15 protein-coding genes are annotated in these 16,329 nt (G+C 56.1%); 2 read left to right on the forward strand and 13 right to left on the reverse strand.

Features of this window, described 5'->3' with window-relative positions; translation table 11 throughout:
- The first annotated feature begins 9 nt into the window (after nucleotides 1-9).
- Nucleotides 10-1,446 (forward strand): SDR family oxidoreductase, encoded by a 1,437-nt coding sequence (locus UR504_RS04470; protein ID WP_320739372.1) that lies wholly within the window; start codon nucleotides 10-12, stop codon nucleotides 1,444-1,446.
- A gap of 92 nt (nucleotides 1,447-1,538) precedes the next feature.
- Nucleotides 1,539-2,552 (forward strand): NAD(P)-dependent oxidoreductase, encoded by a 1,014-nt coding sequence (locus tag UR504_RS04475; protein WP_320739374.1) that lies wholly within the window; start codon nucleotides 1,539-1,541, stop codon nucleotides 2,550-2,552.
- A 67-nt stretch (nucleotides 2,553-2,619) separates the two neighbouring features.
- Here the strand turns inward: UR504_RS04475 and UR504_RS04480 are convergent, their stop codons facing one another.
- From UR504_RS04480 to gspE, 13 genes are all read right to left on the reverse strand, one after another.
- Entirely contained in the window at nucleotides 2,620-4,446 is a 1,827-nt protein-coding gene (locus UR504_RS04480) for a glycoside hydrolase family 19 protein (RefSeq protein WP_320739376.1), read from the reverse strand.
- 140 nt (nucleotides 4,447-4,586) lie between these two features.
- Complete coding sequence (iagB, locus tag UR504_RS04485; RefSeq protein ID WP_302234654.1) at nucleotides 4,587-5,039, reverse strand: type III secretion system invasion protein IagB; 453 nt, start codon at nucleotides 5,037-5,039, stop codon at nucleotides 4,587-4,589.
- Nucleotides 5,040-5,171: 132 nt separating this feature from the next.
- Nucleotides 5,172-7,940, reverse strand: coding sequence for a glycosyl hydrolase family 18 protein (locus UR504_RS04490; RefSeq protein WP_302234653.1), 2,769 nt, complete (start codon nucleotides 7,938-7,940; stop codon nucleotides 5,172-5,174).
- A gap of 259 nt (nucleotides 7,941-8,199) precedes the next feature.
- Complete coding sequence (locus UR504_RS04495) at nucleotides 8,200-8,997, reverse strand: prepilin peptidase (RefSeq protein ID WP_302234652.1); 798 nt, start codon at nucleotides 8,995-8,997, stop codon at nucleotides 8,200-8,202.
- A complete protein-coding gene (locus UR504_RS04500) occupies nucleotides 8,994-9,479 on the reverse strand; it encodes a type II secretion system protein M (RefSeq protein ID WP_302234651.1) in 486 nt (161 codons plus the stop codon). Before UR504_RS04500 ends, UR504_RS04495 begins: the two co-directional genes overlap by 4 nt.
- Nucleotides 9,476-10,621, reverse strand: a complete 1,146-nt coding sequence (gene gspL / locus UR504_RS04505; RefSeq protein WP_271367685.1) for a type II secretion system protein GspL — start codon at nucleotides 10,619-10,621, stop codon at nucleotides 9,476-9,478. Before gspL ends, UR504_RS04500 begins: the two co-directional genes overlap by 4 nt.
- A gap of 15 nt (nucleotides 10,622-10,636) precedes the next feature.
- Nucleotides 10,637-11,656, reverse strand: a complete 1,020-nt coding sequence (gene gspK / locus UR504_RS04510) for a type II secretion system minor pseudopilin GspK (RefSeq protein ID WP_302234650.1) — start codon at nucleotides 11,654-11,656, stop codon at nucleotides 10,637-10,639.
- Nucleotides 11,653-12,333, reverse strand: a complete 681-nt coding sequence (gspJ, locus tag UR504_RS04515; protein ID WP_302234649.1) for a type II secretion system minor pseudopilin GspJ — start codon at nucleotides 12,331-12,333, stop codon at nucleotides 11,653-11,655. Before gspJ ends, gspK begins: the two co-directional genes overlap by 4 nt.
- Entirely contained in the window at nucleotides 12,326-12,709 is a 384-nt protein-coding gene (gene gspI / locus UR504_RS04520; RefSeq protein ID WP_115874605.1) for a type II secretion system minor pseudopilin GspI, read from the reverse strand. The genes gspJ and gspI overlap by 8 nt, the downstream gene beginning before the upstream one ends.
- A complete protein-coding gene (gspH, locus tag UR504_RS04525) occupies nucleotides 12,702-13,187 on the reverse strand; it encodes a type II secretion system minor pseudopilin GspH (RefSeq protein WP_115874604.1) in 486 nt (161 codons plus the stop codon). The genes gspI and gspH overlap by 8 nt, the downstream gene beginning before the upstream one ends.
- Nucleotides 13,187-13,636: a type II secretion system major pseudopilin GspG gene (gspG, locus tag UR504_RS04530; protein WP_111963893.1), complete on the reverse strand. Its 450-nt coding sequence runs from the start codon at nucleotides 13,634-13,636 to the stop codon at nucleotides 13,187-13,189. The genes gspH and gspG overlap by 1 nt, the downstream gene beginning before the upstream one ends.
- Before the next feature lie 2 nt (nucleotides 13,637-13,638).
- Nucleotides 13,639-14,847, reverse strand: a complete 1,209-nt coding sequence (gspF, locus tag UR504_RS04535) for a type II secretion system inner membrane protein GspF (RefSeq protein WP_249576437.1) — start codon at nucleotides 14,845-14,847, stop codon at nucleotides 13,639-13,641.
- A complete protein-coding gene (gene gspE / locus UR504_RS04540) occupies nucleotides 14,847-16,325 on the reverse strand; it encodes a type II secretion system ATPase GspE (protein WP_302234648.1) in 1,479 nt (492 codons plus the stop codon). Before gspE ends, gspF begins: the two co-directional genes overlap by 1 nt.
- Nucleotides 16,326-16,329 lie beyond the last annotated feature (4 nt).

A 16,329-nucleotide genomic window follows, 5' to 3' on the forward strand; every position in this document is an offset into this window, starting at 1 on the left:
GAGCATCACGTGCCGCAACGCATTCTGGTGCTCGGCGCCAGCGGGTATATCGGTCAGCATCTCACCGCGGCGTTAAGCCAGCAGGGACATCAGGTGCTGGCTGCGGCACGCAACACCGAACGCCTGCAAAAACTCGGTTTGCCTGGCGTTACCTGCCACAGCGTTGACCTCAACTGGCCGAAGGAACTTCCCGCCCTGCTGGAAGGGGTCGACACGCTTTACTACCTGGTGCACAGCATGGGCGAAGGCGGGGATTTCATCGCCCACGAGCGGCAGGTGGCGATGAACGTTCGCGATGCGCTACTGCAAACCCCGGTTAAGCAGGTGATTTTTTTAAGCTCGCTTCAGGCTCCCGAGCATGAGCAATCCGATCATCTGCGTGCCCGCCAGCTGACGGCTGAGACCCTGCGCGGCGCCAATATTCCCGTCACCGAACTGCGCGCCGGGATCATCGTTGGCGCAGGCTCCGCCGCCTTCGAAGTCATGCGCGATATGGTCTACAACCTGCCCGTACTCACGCCGCCGCGCTGGGTACGCTCGCGCACCACGCCGATTGCGCTGGAGAACCTGCTGCATTATCTGGTGGCCCTGCTGGATCGCCCGGCGGAGCAGCACCGCGTGCTGGAGGCGGCAGGCCCGGAAGTGCTGAGCTATCAGGAGCAGTTCGAACACTTCATGCACGTCAGCGGACGCCGCCGCTGGCTGATCCCCATCCCCTTCCCGACCCGCTGGATTTCGGTGTGGTTTTTGAATGTGATCACCTCCGTGCCGCCGACGACCGCCAAAGCGCTTATCCAGGGGCTGAAGCACGATTTACTGGCGGACGATCGCGAGCTGCGCGCCTTAATTCCCCAGGAGCTGATCCGCTTTGACGATGCCGTGCGCAAGACGCTGAAAGAAGAAGAACAGCTGGTGAACTCCAGCGACTGGGGTTACGACGCTCAGGCGTTTGCCCGCTGGCGCCCGGAGTACGGCTATTACCCGAAACAGGCGGGCTGCACGGTGAAAACCCGCGCCAGCCTGGCCGCGCTGTGGGAAGTGGTGAACCAGATTGGCGGCAAAGAACGGTATTTCTTCGGTAATATCCTCTGGCAAACGCGCGGGGCGATGGACCTGCTGGTGGGCCACCGGCTGGAAAAAGGCCGCCCGGCAAACCCGTATCTTGCGGTGGGTGACACGGTAGATAGCTGGAAGGTGATCATCGTCGAGCCGGAAAAACAGCTGGCGCTGCTGTTCGGCATGAAAGCCCCGGGGCTGGGTCGACTCTGCTTTACCCTGAAAGACAAAGGGGATTATCGTGAACTGGACGTGCGCGCCTGGTGGCATCCGCACGGAATGCCGGGTCTGTTCTACTGGCTGTTGATGATCCCTGCCCACCTGTTTATCTTCCGTGGGATGGCGAAACGCATTGCGCAACTGGCAGAACAAAAGACGGAAAAGATCTAAATAAAACTCTCTTTCTTTCACCTTTCCCATTGCATAGCGCCGTAATTCACGAAAGAATGCGCACGAAATTCTTTTCAACACAGTGGATTGATATGAAGGTACTGGTTACCGGGGCGACCAGCGGCTTAGGCCGAAATGCGGTCGAATTTCTGCGCAACAAGGGCATCAGCGTCAGGGCTACCGGTCGCAACGAAGCGATGGGAAAACTGCTGCAAAAAATGGGCGCAGAGTTCGTCCATGCCGACCTGACGGAGCTGGTCTCCTCGCAGGCGAAAGTGATGCTCGCCGGTATCGACACGCTGTGGCACTGCTCCAGTTTTACCTCCCCGTGGGGAACCCAGGAAGCCTTCGATCTCGCCAACGTGCGGGCTACCCGCCGTCTGGGTGAATGGGCCGTTGCCTGGGGCGTGCGTAACTTTATTCATATCTCGTCACCGTCACTCTATTTCGACTATCACCACCATCGTGACGTGCAGGAAGATTTCCGCCCTGCTCGCTTTGCCTGCGAGTTTGCCCGCAGCAAGGCGGCCAGCGAAGAGGTCATCGACCTGCTGGCGCAGTCAAACCCGCATACCCGCTTTACGGTCCTGCGTCCGCAGAGCCTGTTCGGGCCGCACGACAAGGTGTTTATTCCGCGTCTGGCGCAGATGATGCACCACTACGGCAGCGTGCTGCTGCCGCGCGGCGGCGATGCGCTGGTCGATATGACCTATTACGAAAATGCCGTTCACGCCATGTGGCTGGCCAGCCAGCCGGACTGCGATAAGCTTACCTCCGGTCGCGCCTACAACATCACCAACGGCGAACCCTGCACGCTGCGCAGCATTGTGCAGCGCTTAATTGACGAGCTGCAGATCGACTGCCGTATCCGTTCTGTTCCCTATCCAATGCTGGATATGATTGCCCGCAGCATGGAGCGCTTTGGCAGTAAATCAGCCAAAGAGCCTGCGCTGACGCATTACGGCGTCTCTAAACTTAACTTTGACTTCACGCTGGATATTTCGCGAGCGGAGAGTGAACTGGGTTATAAACCGGTTGTGACGCTGGATGAGGGGATTATGCGCACCGCGGCATGGCTGCGGGATCACGGGAAGCTTCCTCGGTAGATGGGGCCCGACATTTTTACGATGAAAAAAGCGGCAACCCGAAGGTTGCCGTTTGTCATTTTGCTGATTACAGCGCAGTCCACGCGTCCTGCCATGCAATCCCTTTACCAGGCTCGTAGTAGGATGGCGCGTTATTGCACCAGCCGCTGTACGGGTAAGGTTTGCACTGGAACAGCTGGCCGCGGTTGTTAACGATATCGCCTGCTTTCCATTTGGTTTTGGACGTCCAGGTCGGGTAAGTCCCGGTCTGGCCGCCGCTGGCCTGTTTAGGCTGTACGTTCAGCGTATAGCTGGTGCTGCTGCTCAGCTCGCCGTCACTGACGGTAAGGTTGATCTGATACTGCGTCGCCGCGGCCACGTCTGGCGCATTGAAGGTAATAATCGCTTTATCTTCGCCGCTTACGGTCTGGCCGTTCGGAGCCGTCCAGGTATAAGTCAGGTGGTTACCGTCTTCGTCAGTCGAGCCAGACGCGTTCAGAGAAACTGATTTACCCGCTTCAACCGCCCCCACCGGGCCGGAGATTTTTGCTACCGGCGCATGGTTTACAGACGCTGGCGTATTATCGTCTGGCACCGGCGTGGTGTTGCCTTCGTCCGTTGGGTCGACAGGGGTCGGTGTTGGCGTCGGGGTTGGCGTCGGGGTTGGCGTGACGTTACCGCCGTCGGAAGTCCCGTCTTCACCCACCACGTTCACATTGAAGTAATGCTTCACGCATTTGGTGTAGTCCCCCTCTTTAAAGGCGCTGAATGGCGTCTGGTAACCCACCAGCTGGCAAGAGTAGGTCTGGCCTGACGGAGTATCCGCGCTCCATCCCCAGTCCTGTTCCCAGTAGATCTTCAGCGCGCCGGCACCGCCTTCGTCGAACTGTTTCATGTTGGCGCAGCCCAGCACTTCGTTAGAAGGAACTGGTACTTTCAGGTAGTTGGCGAACTCTTTGTAATATTTGATACGATTTTGAGACTGGGCGATCTCAGTCGGGCCGCCACACTCTACGCCGCCGTTGATGATCTGCGTGGTCACGCCGAAGCCTGGTACCAGACCATTCGCCTTATCGTGATCGTTCGGCTGCCATGTGCCGTCGATAACCTGCAGCATGCTCGGTTTTGGCGGCTGCGGGTAGGCGAAGAAGAAGATCGCGGAAGCAAGGTTCAGCCAGGTGTCCGCCACCAGCTCAGGTTTGTCCAGCAGTACACGGACGTCGCCGTACATCGCTTCAGAGAACGGGCCGTAGTTGTAGTTATAGGAGAGCTGTTTCGCACCGCGACCAAAGTAGCTAACGAAATCGCCATCTTTGTCTTTACCGCACGGCCAGGTCTGGCCCTGCCAGACATCCGGGTTACATTCACCGTTGTAGCCGCCCTTCTGACCTTCGCTCCAGCCCATCTCACGCACGTAGACCAGCGCCTGTCGCCACTCGGCTTCCGGACGCCACGACTCGTGGCCGCCGGTTTCCTGCGCGAAGTGCGCAAACATGGTTGCCAGAGACTTACGGCAGATGGCATCGCTGTTACGACCATCGGTATAGGTCTGGCACAGTGCCGGGAATTTACCGACCGCTTTCAGGAAGTTGCTGTAAGTATATTCCGGCGCACGTAGTGGGAAGAGGTAATCCCAGTCGCTGGCCTTGATAATCCCTTCCACGCGCTTGACGTTTTCCGGGTTTGTCGATTTCCCCGGCTCAATTTGTTCCACCAGGCTGTTGTCCAGCGTGCGGATGGTTGACTTCACTGAAGCCATAAGCGGGAAGTTGGTCAACTCCTGCTCTTTCTTCTGCAGATCGCTGGCCTTAACGGTGTAAGGTTCGCTGCTGGCCTGCAGCAGGGTTGCCTGAGCCATAAAGGGTGCAACGCATGCGCCCGCGATAAGAACACTGAGTAATGTCCTTTTGTTCATGTCAATAGTCCTCTTAATTATATTAAGGGTCAATAAAAGTTAATTTTTTCGCGGTTTATTTATTAATCATTTAATAAATAAACCCGGGAGCAGTTTCGTTTTATGAAGAACACCAGTCGGTACTCTTCAAAAAACAAAAATCAATAATAATAACGGTTGCGGGTGCTACGTTTTAACTTCTGATATTTATTCCAGACCTTGCGGGCATAGACCATGCGCTGCGCGAAATTCTCTTTTCTCAGGCCCGCGTTATAGGCGCCGACCGCCTCCCAGTTATAGCCATAAATTTTAATCATTCCGGATAATATCGATGCGCCAACCATAATCGAGGTGCAGGGCTCGGTAATTAATCGGTACTCATTAATGCCTTTTCGCTCCAGATCGGAAAAATGTGAACTGTTAATCTGCATCAGTCCGACATCACGCGTGCCATCATGATTCAGTCCAATCGCATTGGGATTCATTCCCGATTCAACATTAGCAATGGCATATAACAGATAAGGATCCACATGATAATAACTGGCGGCTTTATCCCAGCAGTTGGCAAAGACGCTATGGCTTATTACCAGCAACAATAAAAATAACGTTTTCATTTTCAGTCCGGCTCTTTTTCATTGTCTCCTTACGCGGTTATTACTCTTTTCCTGATTTACGGCCCACGTCCGTCTCGGGACGTGGACCGTAATAGCGGGCAAATTTCTTACCCGCATCGTTATAGCAGTGGCTTACTGGCAGTCAGTCGCCGGGCCTTTTTTCACCCATACATCGCTGCTACCTGGTTTATCACCCTTCGTCCACCATTTCGCGGTGTAGGTGTAACCGTTGTAGGTAGTGGTGTCGCCGCCGTTATAAACCACGTCGGAGCGCCAGTTGAATTTCACCTGGCTTACCAGCTCCCATGCATCCACACCGAAGCCCGGCTGGTTGCCCTGAGTCCAGTATTTTGCTTTCCAGACCAGGTTGTCAAAGCTGACGGTATTCCCCGCGTTGTAAACCTTGCTTGCGCTCCAGGCAGCATATTTACTGGCGTTGGCGTCAACAGGCTTATCGCAGCTATTGGTGGCAGAACCTTCGTCAGACGGCGTGTTGCCTTCATCTGATGGGGTGTTACCTTCGTCAGATGGCGCGTTGCCTTCATCGGATGGGGTATTTCCTTCGTCAGACGGCGCGTTGCCTTCATCGGATGGGGTGTTGCCTTCGTCAGACGGCGTTTCCGCTGCTTTAGGCGTTACCGTCACCTGTACGTTAGTCTGTACGCTGGACTTGCCATCGCTTACCACCACGGTCAGCGTGTAAGTTGATTCCGTGTCCACGTCCGGTGCGGTGATGTTCAGGTTCGCGGTGTCTGCGCCTGTCGCCTGCATATTCGCAGGAACGCTCCAGGAGTAGGTCAGTGCGTCGCCATCAGGATCGTTAGCCTGAGCGTGCAGAGAGTAGCTCTGGCCCGCTTCCAGCGTCACGGCTTCCATCTGGTTCACAACCGGTGCCTGGTTTGCTTTCGGCGCTTTGTTCACGACCTGGACGTCAGCAGTACTGCTCAACCCTTTCGCGTCAGTAACCGTCAGGCGGAACGCCAGAGTCTGGTTACTGGTGACAGCGGCAACGTTGAAGGTCGCTTTCGCTTTGGTGCTGTTGGTGATAGTCACCGACGGGCCAGAGATCTGCGTCCACTTGTAGGTGATGGCATCGCCATCCGGATCGGTGGAAGCCGAGCCATCCAGGGTCACCGTCGCCGGACCGGTTACGCTCTGGTCAGCGGCAGTCGCCACAGGCGCATGGTTGGTCACTACCGGATCAACCGGCGCAGCGCCACCGCCTGTCAGGCTTTCATTCATCGCGTTCAGAATGTCTCCGGTATCGGAGTCGATAGACCAGGCAAACAGACCGCCCAGGTTTTTCGCGAGCACATACTGACCTTTCGCCGTTGCGGAACGCGCATCTTCATAGGTAATCAGATCGCCGGTGGTTTTGTTAAACAGATACGGCGCTTCAGCGGTAGCATCATAGTTGTATTCCCAGCCCGCTTTGCCTTTGTACTCGTTAACGATCTGACGATAGTCAACCACGCCCGGTTCCCAGGTCCCTTTCACCATGCCCGTTGCCGTGCCGGTGAACGGGTTGTTATTGCTGTAACCGTGAACGCCGGTCCAGCCGCGACCATACATGGCCGTCCCCACGACAATTTTGCCTGGCTGTACACCCTGCGCGAGCAGTGCATTCACGCCGTTTTCGGTGGTGTAATTAGTATCCGGTTTGTTCGCCGGCGCACGCAGTGCCGCCTGGTGACCCAGCTCGGTGTTGCTCCAGCCGCCGTAGAAGTCGTAGCTCATCAGGAAGATGTGATCCATATACTGCTGGGCAGTGGTGTAATCAACGTCTTCAATTTTGTCGCTGCCTGAACCGATTGCTGAGGTCAGCTCAAAGGTACGGCCGGTTTCGGCTGACAGTTCATTCATCATGGCGCGCAGTTCGCGCATCAGTGCGGTATAGGTTTCTTTATCCTGCTGCGGGTTGCCCAGCGTTTCGTTCTGACCGCCGCCGCCCGGGAATTCCCAGTCGATATCCACACCGTCGAAGAATTTCCAGGTTTTCAGGAAATCTTTAACGGAAGCCACGAAGCGATCGCGGATCGCTTTGTCATGCATTTTGAAGAACGGATCGGAAAGGGTCCAGCCACCGATAGAAGGCAGCACTTTCAGGCCCGGGTTGGCTTTCTTCATTGCCATCAGCTGGCCGAAGTTACCTTTGTAGGGATCGTCCCAGCCGCTTACGCCAGCCTGAGGCTTCTGCAGTGCGGCCCACGGGTCGTGGATCGCCACCTGGAAGTCCTGACGGCCCGCACAGGCGCGCTTAAGCGCTTCGAAGCTGTTACCGCCCTCAATGGTTTTCAGGCTGTCGTTGATGCCGTCGCCGCCGCAGATTGGAATGAAGCCATACAGAATGTGGTTAAGGTTAGCCGCCGGAATTTTGTCCACGGGGAAGTTACGGTCGTAAACACCCCACTCAGGGAAATAGGCCCCCATCACTTTATCGGTGTGCTTAGAGAGGGTTTTGTTATTTTCCTGCATGGTGGTGTTGAGTGGCAGCAGATGGCTACCGTCGGTATCCGCGACGATAATCAGTTTGCTGGCACTGGTGCTGCAGCCGCTGGCATTGCAGAGCTCAACCGTTTCCTGATAGCGACCGCCTTTCTTCACTTTAAACGTAGCCGTGCCGGACATGCTGCCTGCGCCAGTCCAGACGGTTTTGCCGTCAAGCAGCACTTTCGCTGAAGTCGGCGCCGCGCCGCTCCAGACGTCCCACTGCACTTTAACATCGGCGCCATCATGGACTTTGACGAGGTTGTTGTAAGCAGAAGCAGACTGATCAACTTCGACAATGGCAAATTTATCATTACCACTGGCGATAGTTGCTTTACCGGGCACTGCTGCGAACACCGGGCTTGCAGCCGCTGCAACGAAGAGTGCCAGATATTTAGGCTTCAGAAATTTCATTATTTGATCCTGATAATACGATTTGTGAAATTAAATACCCATGCTTTTCCATTAAACATGGACGAACGTTATTGACTGATAAATTAATCATGAACGCTTCTGGTTCACGAAAGACCTTCTTATTAGTACGCCGTACTTCCCTCCACTCATAAAACCTTCAACAAATATTTTATTGCGGAGAGGAGAATACAGTGGGGAATTTAATTTTTCCTTTCATTCCCTAAATAAAAAAACATCAAAAAAAACTTGACTACATTATTTAAATGATAAAAAGCGAAATTTGCGCAATTAATATAGCCAGCCCGGAAAACGCAATATATGGACCAAAGGAAATAAGGTTATTTTTATTCTCAAAGGGCTTTAACAGGCAATGCATAATAATGCCCCCCAGCGCCGCGATCAGCAAAATAGAGGGCAACGCCTGCCATCCGCACCACGCGCCTAGCGCAGCCAGCAGCTTAAAATCACCATAGCCTAACCCTTCCCGGCCGGTCAGCAGGCGGAATGCCCAATAAACCAGCCAGAGCGACAGATATCCCGCCACCGCGCCAAAGATAGCATCGGTCAGCGGTAGCGTCCGGAACAGGGCATGGAACATCAGCCCCGTCCACAGCAGCGGCTGGGTCAGGCAGTCCGGCAGCAGCATATGGCGCGCATCGATCACCGCCAGCGGCAGCAGAAAACTCCACATCACCCACAGCGCGATGAGCGCCGAAAACGACGGTGCCAGCGCGGCGCTGGCGGCGAAAAAGGCAGCGCTACAGACTTCCACCAGCAGCAGCCGCAGCGGAATCGCGCTATTGCAGTGTCGGCAGCGACCGCGCAGCGCACACCAGCTAATGATGGGAATATTTTCCCACGCGCTCAGGGCTTGCTGGCACTTCGGGCAGTGAGAGGCGGGAAACAGCAGATTGCCTGCCCCCTCTTCTTCCATTACCAGCGGCGGAATACGCTCCGCGACTACGCCCAGGAAACTGCCGAGGATTGCCCCCAGCGCTCCGCTCATCACGCACAGTCCCGGCAGATTCGCTTGCTGCAACAGCATTAGCGGGTTCATGCGCTTTTCGCCCAGCTCAGCGTAACGCGTGCCTTCACGTCACTCTGACGATCCACCGGCGTTAACGCGAGTTTCTCCAGATGTATACCGGAAGAAACGTTCATCTCACGTAGCCAGTTTTGCAGGGCAGAAATGTTGACGCGCTCGACAACAAAGGTTAGCGACTGCTCTTCCTGACGCACGTCTGTCAACGCGACGTGCACGACTTTGGCACTTTCTTCCACCACGCTGCGCGGATTCGGGGTATTGACTATTCTGGACTGGAGATGGTTTTTATCAATTTCCTGGCGCATCCACTTCAGCGTCTGCTTCTGCTTAAATAACACGGCCTCGTTATTTTTGATCAGAGTATCGAGCGGCATCATCGCGCCGTAATAAACCATCGCACAGCAGAGTGCCCCGCCGCAGAGTTTAAATAAATTACGCTCGCGTGGACTATAATTTTGCCAACGGTTTTTTAACTGGGCTATTTGCGTTTTCATTTATAGCTCCCGGTAATAATGGCGGTATATGGCGCCTCGCCGGAAATCGGCTGCATCGCAAATTCAAAGGTATCGGCGCTGCGGGCGACAAAATCCTGCAGGGTCTGTTTATCCATGGATTTCACATTCAACGTCAGCTGATTTTGCGTTTCGTCATATTCCACGTTATTGATCTCCAGAGACGGCAGTGACTGCTTGATTTGATTCAGCGCTTCGAGCTGCAGGAAGACCCCTTTCTTAGCCTTGCTGATATTCTGCCCGACGTAGTACTTCAGGTTGCTGGTCTGGCGCAGGGTCGGGAAATAGTGCTGCGCTACGGTGGTCATCTCACGGTGGATCTCGTTTTGCTGGTGAGTGAGCATCAACGCCATACCTACGCGGGGGCCGATCAGCAGGCCGACGCAAACCAGCGCCGCCGCAGCGAGGGCCGTTTTCGCGTGGCGAAAACGCGGGCCGCTGGCGCTGCGCCCGGAAAACTCTCCGTGCAGCATGTTGATACGACAGCCCTGCCACTGGGTCTGGATCAGCACCAGCGGATGCTGCCACGCCAGCAGCTCATCCACCTGTACCTCCTGCGGCGCATCGCCATAGCAGCACACCTCACCCGTCGGGCATTTACTCAACAGCAGCGGCAGCAGGACCGCATCGGCTTCGCCAGCGCTGCTGGGAGAAAAACGCAGCCAGTAGCTCTCTTCCAGGCTCACCAGCGTAGTACCCCCTTCACTCACCGGCAGCAGCCAGGCATCCGGCAGCGCCTGGACCACCGTGAGCCCCGCCTGAGCGAACAGCTCAAGCCAGTGGCGCAGACGTTCAGCGTCGATGGCCACGGCATCCACTTCTGGCCCCTTTTTGTTCAGCACCGTCCAGTGCAGCGTCTCCACCTCGCCGAGCAATGTCTCTTCCGCCATCCACGAGAACTGCGCCGTCTGGGCTGAAAGTCCTTTTTTCGGCAGGGTAAAATGACGAAAAATCGTCTCGCTCGCCGGCAGCAAAAGGCACACCTGCTGAGAAAGCGGATGACAGGAAAGTTCGCTCAGTGCGCTCCAGCCCGTCAGATATTCCACCCGATCGTTACCGGATTCACACCACCAAATTTTGCCGTCCTCACGGGTATCGGGACGAATAAAAAGCACCTTTTTCATCATCTTCTACTTATCTTATTCAACCATTCGGTAGCGGCGTTGCCAGGTAACGACCTTGCCAGCCTCACTGTCAACGTGAAGCTGGCTGACGACGCGCAGCGTTAAATCATCGGTATTGCCGGTGGTATCCACCCGAAAATAACGACTGTTGACCGCAACCCTGTCCTGAATCTGCGCCAGGATATCTTTGGTCTGCGGATAGTTGCTCTCCAGCACTTTGCTGAATGCCTCCAGCGACTCCCAGCCCTCTTCCGGGCGTGAATCGATCAGGCGGGCAGCATCGTCCGTGTTTAACACGCCGGTAAAAACCGCCGCCAGCAGCGGCGACTGTTCTCGTGTTAAGGTATTCACATTTATGGTGCCATCCGTATCCGGCAAGGCGCACAGCAGTTTGCTGACCTTCGGCCATGCGGCCTGCGGAAAGGCGGGCAGCAGTCTGATTTCATTGATGGTGCGCATCATTTGATTCGCCGGACCACGGGCGGGCGTCACGCTCGCCCAGGCATCGGCCTCCTGGCCCTGTTTCGCCGTCACGTCGTCGGCGTCAAGATAATCCACCAGTTGCTGGTAAATCTCTTCTGCCGCCAGCGTACCGACGCCGCCTTCTGCCAGCAGCTGTTCGACAATCTGCTCTTTGACCGGTTTTTCCGGCAGCGCAGTGGCGTCGGCCGGGGCCGCTGGCGCCGCGTCAACGGCCAGCAGACTATTGACGTTAAAGCAGGTCCGGGCATCCTCCACCTGACTCACCACGGTGTAATTATCCCCGTGGGTTTCCAGGGGCTGGGCCCAGTCACCTCGCGGCGACAGCCCTGCCCCCTCTGAACTGGCCGCTTTCTGCAATACGTTTTCCAGTACCTTCTGTTGACGGGCAATGGCCCAGCGCAGCGTCTGCTGGCTGACCTGATAATGCGTTTTTTGCAGGTGGCGGCAGAACTGCTGACTGATTTTCGCCGCCAGGGCGGACATCATTACCAGCAGGATCAGCACCACCAGTAGCGCCACGCCACGCTCTTTCCGCGCAGGTTTATCGCTCATGAACTCACTCCTGGTTGTGCTGCCGTATCGGGCTGCGGGTTGGTTACGGGCTGCGCCGCATTCTCCGCTGCCGGCTGCGCCGGATCCGCATTCGTCTCTTTTGGTGCGGTCTGGATCTCAGGCATATCGCCGGGAGTGATAAAAACCCAGCGCCAGGTTTCGCCGTTTTCCATAGTCAGATTCAGCTCAACGCCATCAGGCTGATGGGCGATGTCGGTCCATTTCTCCTGCCAGCCTTCGTGCCAGAAACGCCATTTCATCGCTTTCACATCGTTCAGAATCGGTACTTCTTCCGGCTGCGCGCTGGCGGTGCCGTCGATAGCAGCCCAGACGTTGCGCCACAGGCGCTTGTCCTTTAACGTCCAGCTCACCCGCTCTAGCTGCACCTGACCGCTAATGCCGTTAAGGGTTGTCATTTCCAGACCATTCTGCTGCTGAACGAACACCTCGCCGCTGTTGCGCGGCGCGCGCGCCTGCTGCTGATAAAAGTCGCGCGAAAGCAGATTGTACGTGCGCTGAAGCGCCGTCACTTTTGTCGCCGCCTCGTCGCTGACCGTCGAGGTGCGCATCGCGCCGTCGAGAATTTGCCAGGCGAGAATGCTGATCACCGCGAAGATGGCCAGCGCAATCATGATTTCCAGAAGGGTAAAGCCCTGCTGACGCTGCGCCTTACTCACGATCCACCTCCGGTTCGTCGAGCTGAAGTGCCACCACCGGTTGCGCATCGCTTCCTTCGCTGTAAACCCGTACCTCATCGGCAAAGGTATTTTCGGCGGTTTTCACCCGCTGGATATGCCAGGTCCAGGTTTGTCCGCCCATGGTTTCGGTTCCCACCTGCTCGGCATCCGGAAAATCGGTCTGAGCAAGCTGCGCTTGCGCCAGTTGATTTTCCGCCACCCAGCCGGCCTGCAGTGTTTCCGACAGGCTGTGGGTAAAGCGCACGTTCAGGGTGACGGAGTTCATGAGCGCCAGCGCCGCGGTGGAGAAAATCACCAGCGCCACCATCACTTCCAGCAGGGTCATCCCCTGATCTTTGGTTTTGCGTTTAGTCATCGTTTTCCACCACCACGGGAACAGAGCCCTGTGACGTCACGTGAAAGCGCTGCTTTTTATCCAGGCTTTCAAGACTGAGCGTAAAGCGGCTCAGCTCTCCGTCCGGTAAAAATATGATTTGCGGTTCATCGTCCAGCGTGGCCGCCAGCGTTCGCGGCGAGAGGGAGACGTGCACCTCCTCAGGAAACTCGCCGCGGGTCGCGATCCGTCCCGCCTTTAGCGGTGCCCAGTGGCGTTCGCCGTTATTTCCAACCTGTGTCACCAGTTCAAATTCTGACGAGGTCATCACCAGCCCGACAATATTTCCGTCCATTACCGCGCGGTCAGAACCATATTCAACGAGGGATTTTAGCTGCTGACCAAATGTATCTGCGCCGCTGCGTGATGGAATGGTGGTGACCACCATCATGGCGCTCAGGGCGAATATCACCAGCGCCACGATAATTTCCAGCAGGGTAAATCCACGTTGCTTATTCATTACTTATCTTTTTTATCAAAAGACCAGTTGCTGATATCGTCGGCAGTATTCGCTTCTCCATCCGGACCGGCTGAGAAAATATCGACAGCGCCATGCTCACCCGGGCTGACCAGAATATAGTCATTGCCCCATGGATCCTGCGGCAGGCGGCGAATATAGCCATCGTCACGGTAGCCTTTCGGAATGGGCGCAATTTCAGGTTTGGTCACCAGCGCCTGCAACCCCTGCTCGGTGGTCGGATAGCGATGGTTGTCGAGCTTGTACATATCCAGCGAACCTTCCAGCGCCACAATATCGCTGGTCGCTTTCTGAATATCGGCTTTTTCTTTATTGCCCATTAAATTAGGCACGACCATACTGGCCAGCACACCGAGAATAACGATAACTACCATTAATTCGAGCAGCGTGAATCCCGCCTGACGCTTCAGGCTATTCTTTTTCAAAGACATGATTAACCCACCATATTATTAAGTTGAAGAAGCGGTTGTAATATTGAAAGAACGATAAATAGAACAACGGTCGCCATAGTTACTACCAGTGCCGGCTCAAATACCGACAGCGTTAAAGTAATTCGATGCTGTAATGCAGATTCCTGGTTTTCCGCCGCGCGATCCATCAACGAGCCCAGCTCGCCGCTCTCCTCCCCGGAGGCCACCATATAAAGCATGGTGGGTGGGAAAATTTTCGCCTGTTCCAGCGCGTTGTAGAGAGATGCCCCCTGGCGCACGGTGTCCGCCGCCTGCTCAAGCACCTGCCGGGCATAGAGGTTTTCTATCCCGTCCATCGCGATATACATCCCTTCCAGCAGCGGAACGCTGCTGGCCTGCAAAATACTCAGCGTGCGGATGTAGCGCGCGCTGTTGATGGCGCAGACCAGTTTTTTCAGCGGTGAATTTAGCAACAGCCACCGATGATAAACAAATCGGTTCTTTTCTTTTTTTATCCAAAATTTAAAGCTCGCCGACGCCCCGAACAGGCCGCCGGCGATAACGATGCCCCAGGCCTGTAGAAAGTCGCTCACCGCAATCAGCGTGCGGGTGGTCATCGGCAGCTCTTGTTTCATATGGGTGAACTGGTCGATGACCTGCGGCACCACGGCGACCAGCAGAATGGAGATCACCGCGATCGCCACTACCGTCAGGGTGATGGGGTACACCATCGCCTGGGTGAGCTTGCTTTTCATCTTCTGGCGCTGCTCGTTGTATTCGGCGAGCTTTTCCAGCACGCCCCCGAGATGACCGGTCTTTTCACCGGCCATCACCAGGGTGCAGTAGAGCTTATCGAAGCTGCGCGGAAACTGGCTGAAGGCGTCGAACAGCGTGTGGCCTTCCACGATCTTGTCGCGGATTTCGGTCACCATCGCCGCCAGGGTTTTATCTTCCGTCTGCTTCGCAATTGCCTTGAGCGCACTCTCCAGCGGCAGCGCGGCATTGACCAGCGTCGCAAGCTGTCGGGTAAACATCGACAGCACCGGAATCGACAGTTTTGCCCCTTTACGGGCGTTTTTCCCCGCCGCCGGATCGCTGGTTGGGGAGATATTCACCGGCATCAGCTTTTGTTCGCGCAGCATCTGGCGCACCTGCTTTGGCCCTTCGGCTTGCAGGTTGCCGCGCTGGGTTTTCCCGGCGGCGTCCGTCGCGGACCACGCATACCAGGCCATTACGCATCCCCTCCGCGCTCGGCGGTGACGCGCATCACCTCTTCCAGCGAGGTCACGCCGGAGATCACCTTCAGCAGGCCGTTTTCACGCAGGCTGTAGGCCTCTTTGAAAAGCTGCGTTTCGATGGACATCTCATCTTTATCTTCATGGATCGCACGGCGCATGGCGCTGTCGACTACCAGAAATTCATGGATGCCTGCGCGTCCCTGGTAGCCGCTCTGGCGACACTGTTCGCAACCCACGGCGCGATAAATCGCTTTCGGTGGCGTTTCCATAAAGGTGAACAGCGCTTTCTCATTGTCATCCAGCGGACTGGTCGTGCGGCAGTGTGGACACAGCCGACGCACCAGACGCTGGGCAATGACGCCAAGCAGCGACGAACCAATTAAAAAAGACTCCAGCCCCATATCACGCAGACGGGTAATGGCGCCCGCCGCACTGTTGGTGTGCAGCGTAGACATTACCAGGTGACCGGTGAGCGACGCCTGCACCGCGATTTGCGCGGTTTCACCGTCACGAATTTCCCCGATCATTACCACGTCTGGATCCTGGCGCAGAATGGCGCGCAGCCCGCGTGCAAAGGTCATATCCACGCGCGGGTTGACCTGGGTCTGTCCTACCCCTTCCAGTTCATACTCGATCGGATCTTCCACGGTCAGAATGTTGCGTTCATGACCGTTAAGCGCCGACAGCAGCGCGTACAGGGTGGTACTTTTCCCCGAACCGGTCGGGCCGGTCACCAGGATGATGCCGTGCGGACGTTCAATCAGTCCCTTTAACTTCACCAGCTCTTCGTCAATCAGACCGAGCTTGTTGATGTCCGGCTTAAGGTTGCTTTTATCCAGCAGACGCATCACCACGCGTTCTCCGTACTGAGACGGAATAGTGGAGACACGCACGTCAATAGCCTTACGACCAATGCGCAGCGAAATACGACCGTCCTGGGGGAGACGTTTTTCGGCGATATCCAGTTTGGACATCACTTTGATACGCGACACCAGCAGCGGCGCGAGCTTGCGCGCCGGCTGCAGCACCGGACGCAGCACGCCGTCAACGCGAAAACGAATGCTCAGGGTGCGCTCGAAGGTCTCGATATGAATATCGGAGGCCCCCTCTTTCACCGCTTCGCCCATAATGGCGTTGATCAGGCGGATCACCGGCGAGTTCTCGTCGTTATCAAGCAGATCTTCGTTGTCAGGGATCTCCTCGGTTAACGCCATCAGGTCAATATCGGCGTCCATGTCGTCCACCAGCTGCTGCGAGACGCCGCTGTTCTGCTGCCAGATTTTGGTCAGCAGTTCGTCAAACGCTTCCGCCGTCAGGATCGTCGGGGCATAGGAGCGCCCCAGCACGCGGCGCATCTCCAGCAGGGCATACGCATTCGCATCCTCGCGGATATAAACCTCATCGTTATAGAACAGGACCCCGTTCTCTTTCGCCCAGGTGCTGGTACAGAGCGCATTACTTATCTCGGTCATGTCG

The sequence above is a fragment of the Enterobacter sp. 241F3 genome (genome assembly GCF_034106785.1).
GTDB classification, from domain to species: domain Bacteria; phylum Pseudomonadota; class Gammaproteobacteria; order Enterobacterales; family Enterobacteriaceae; genus Enterobacter; species Enterobacter vonholyi.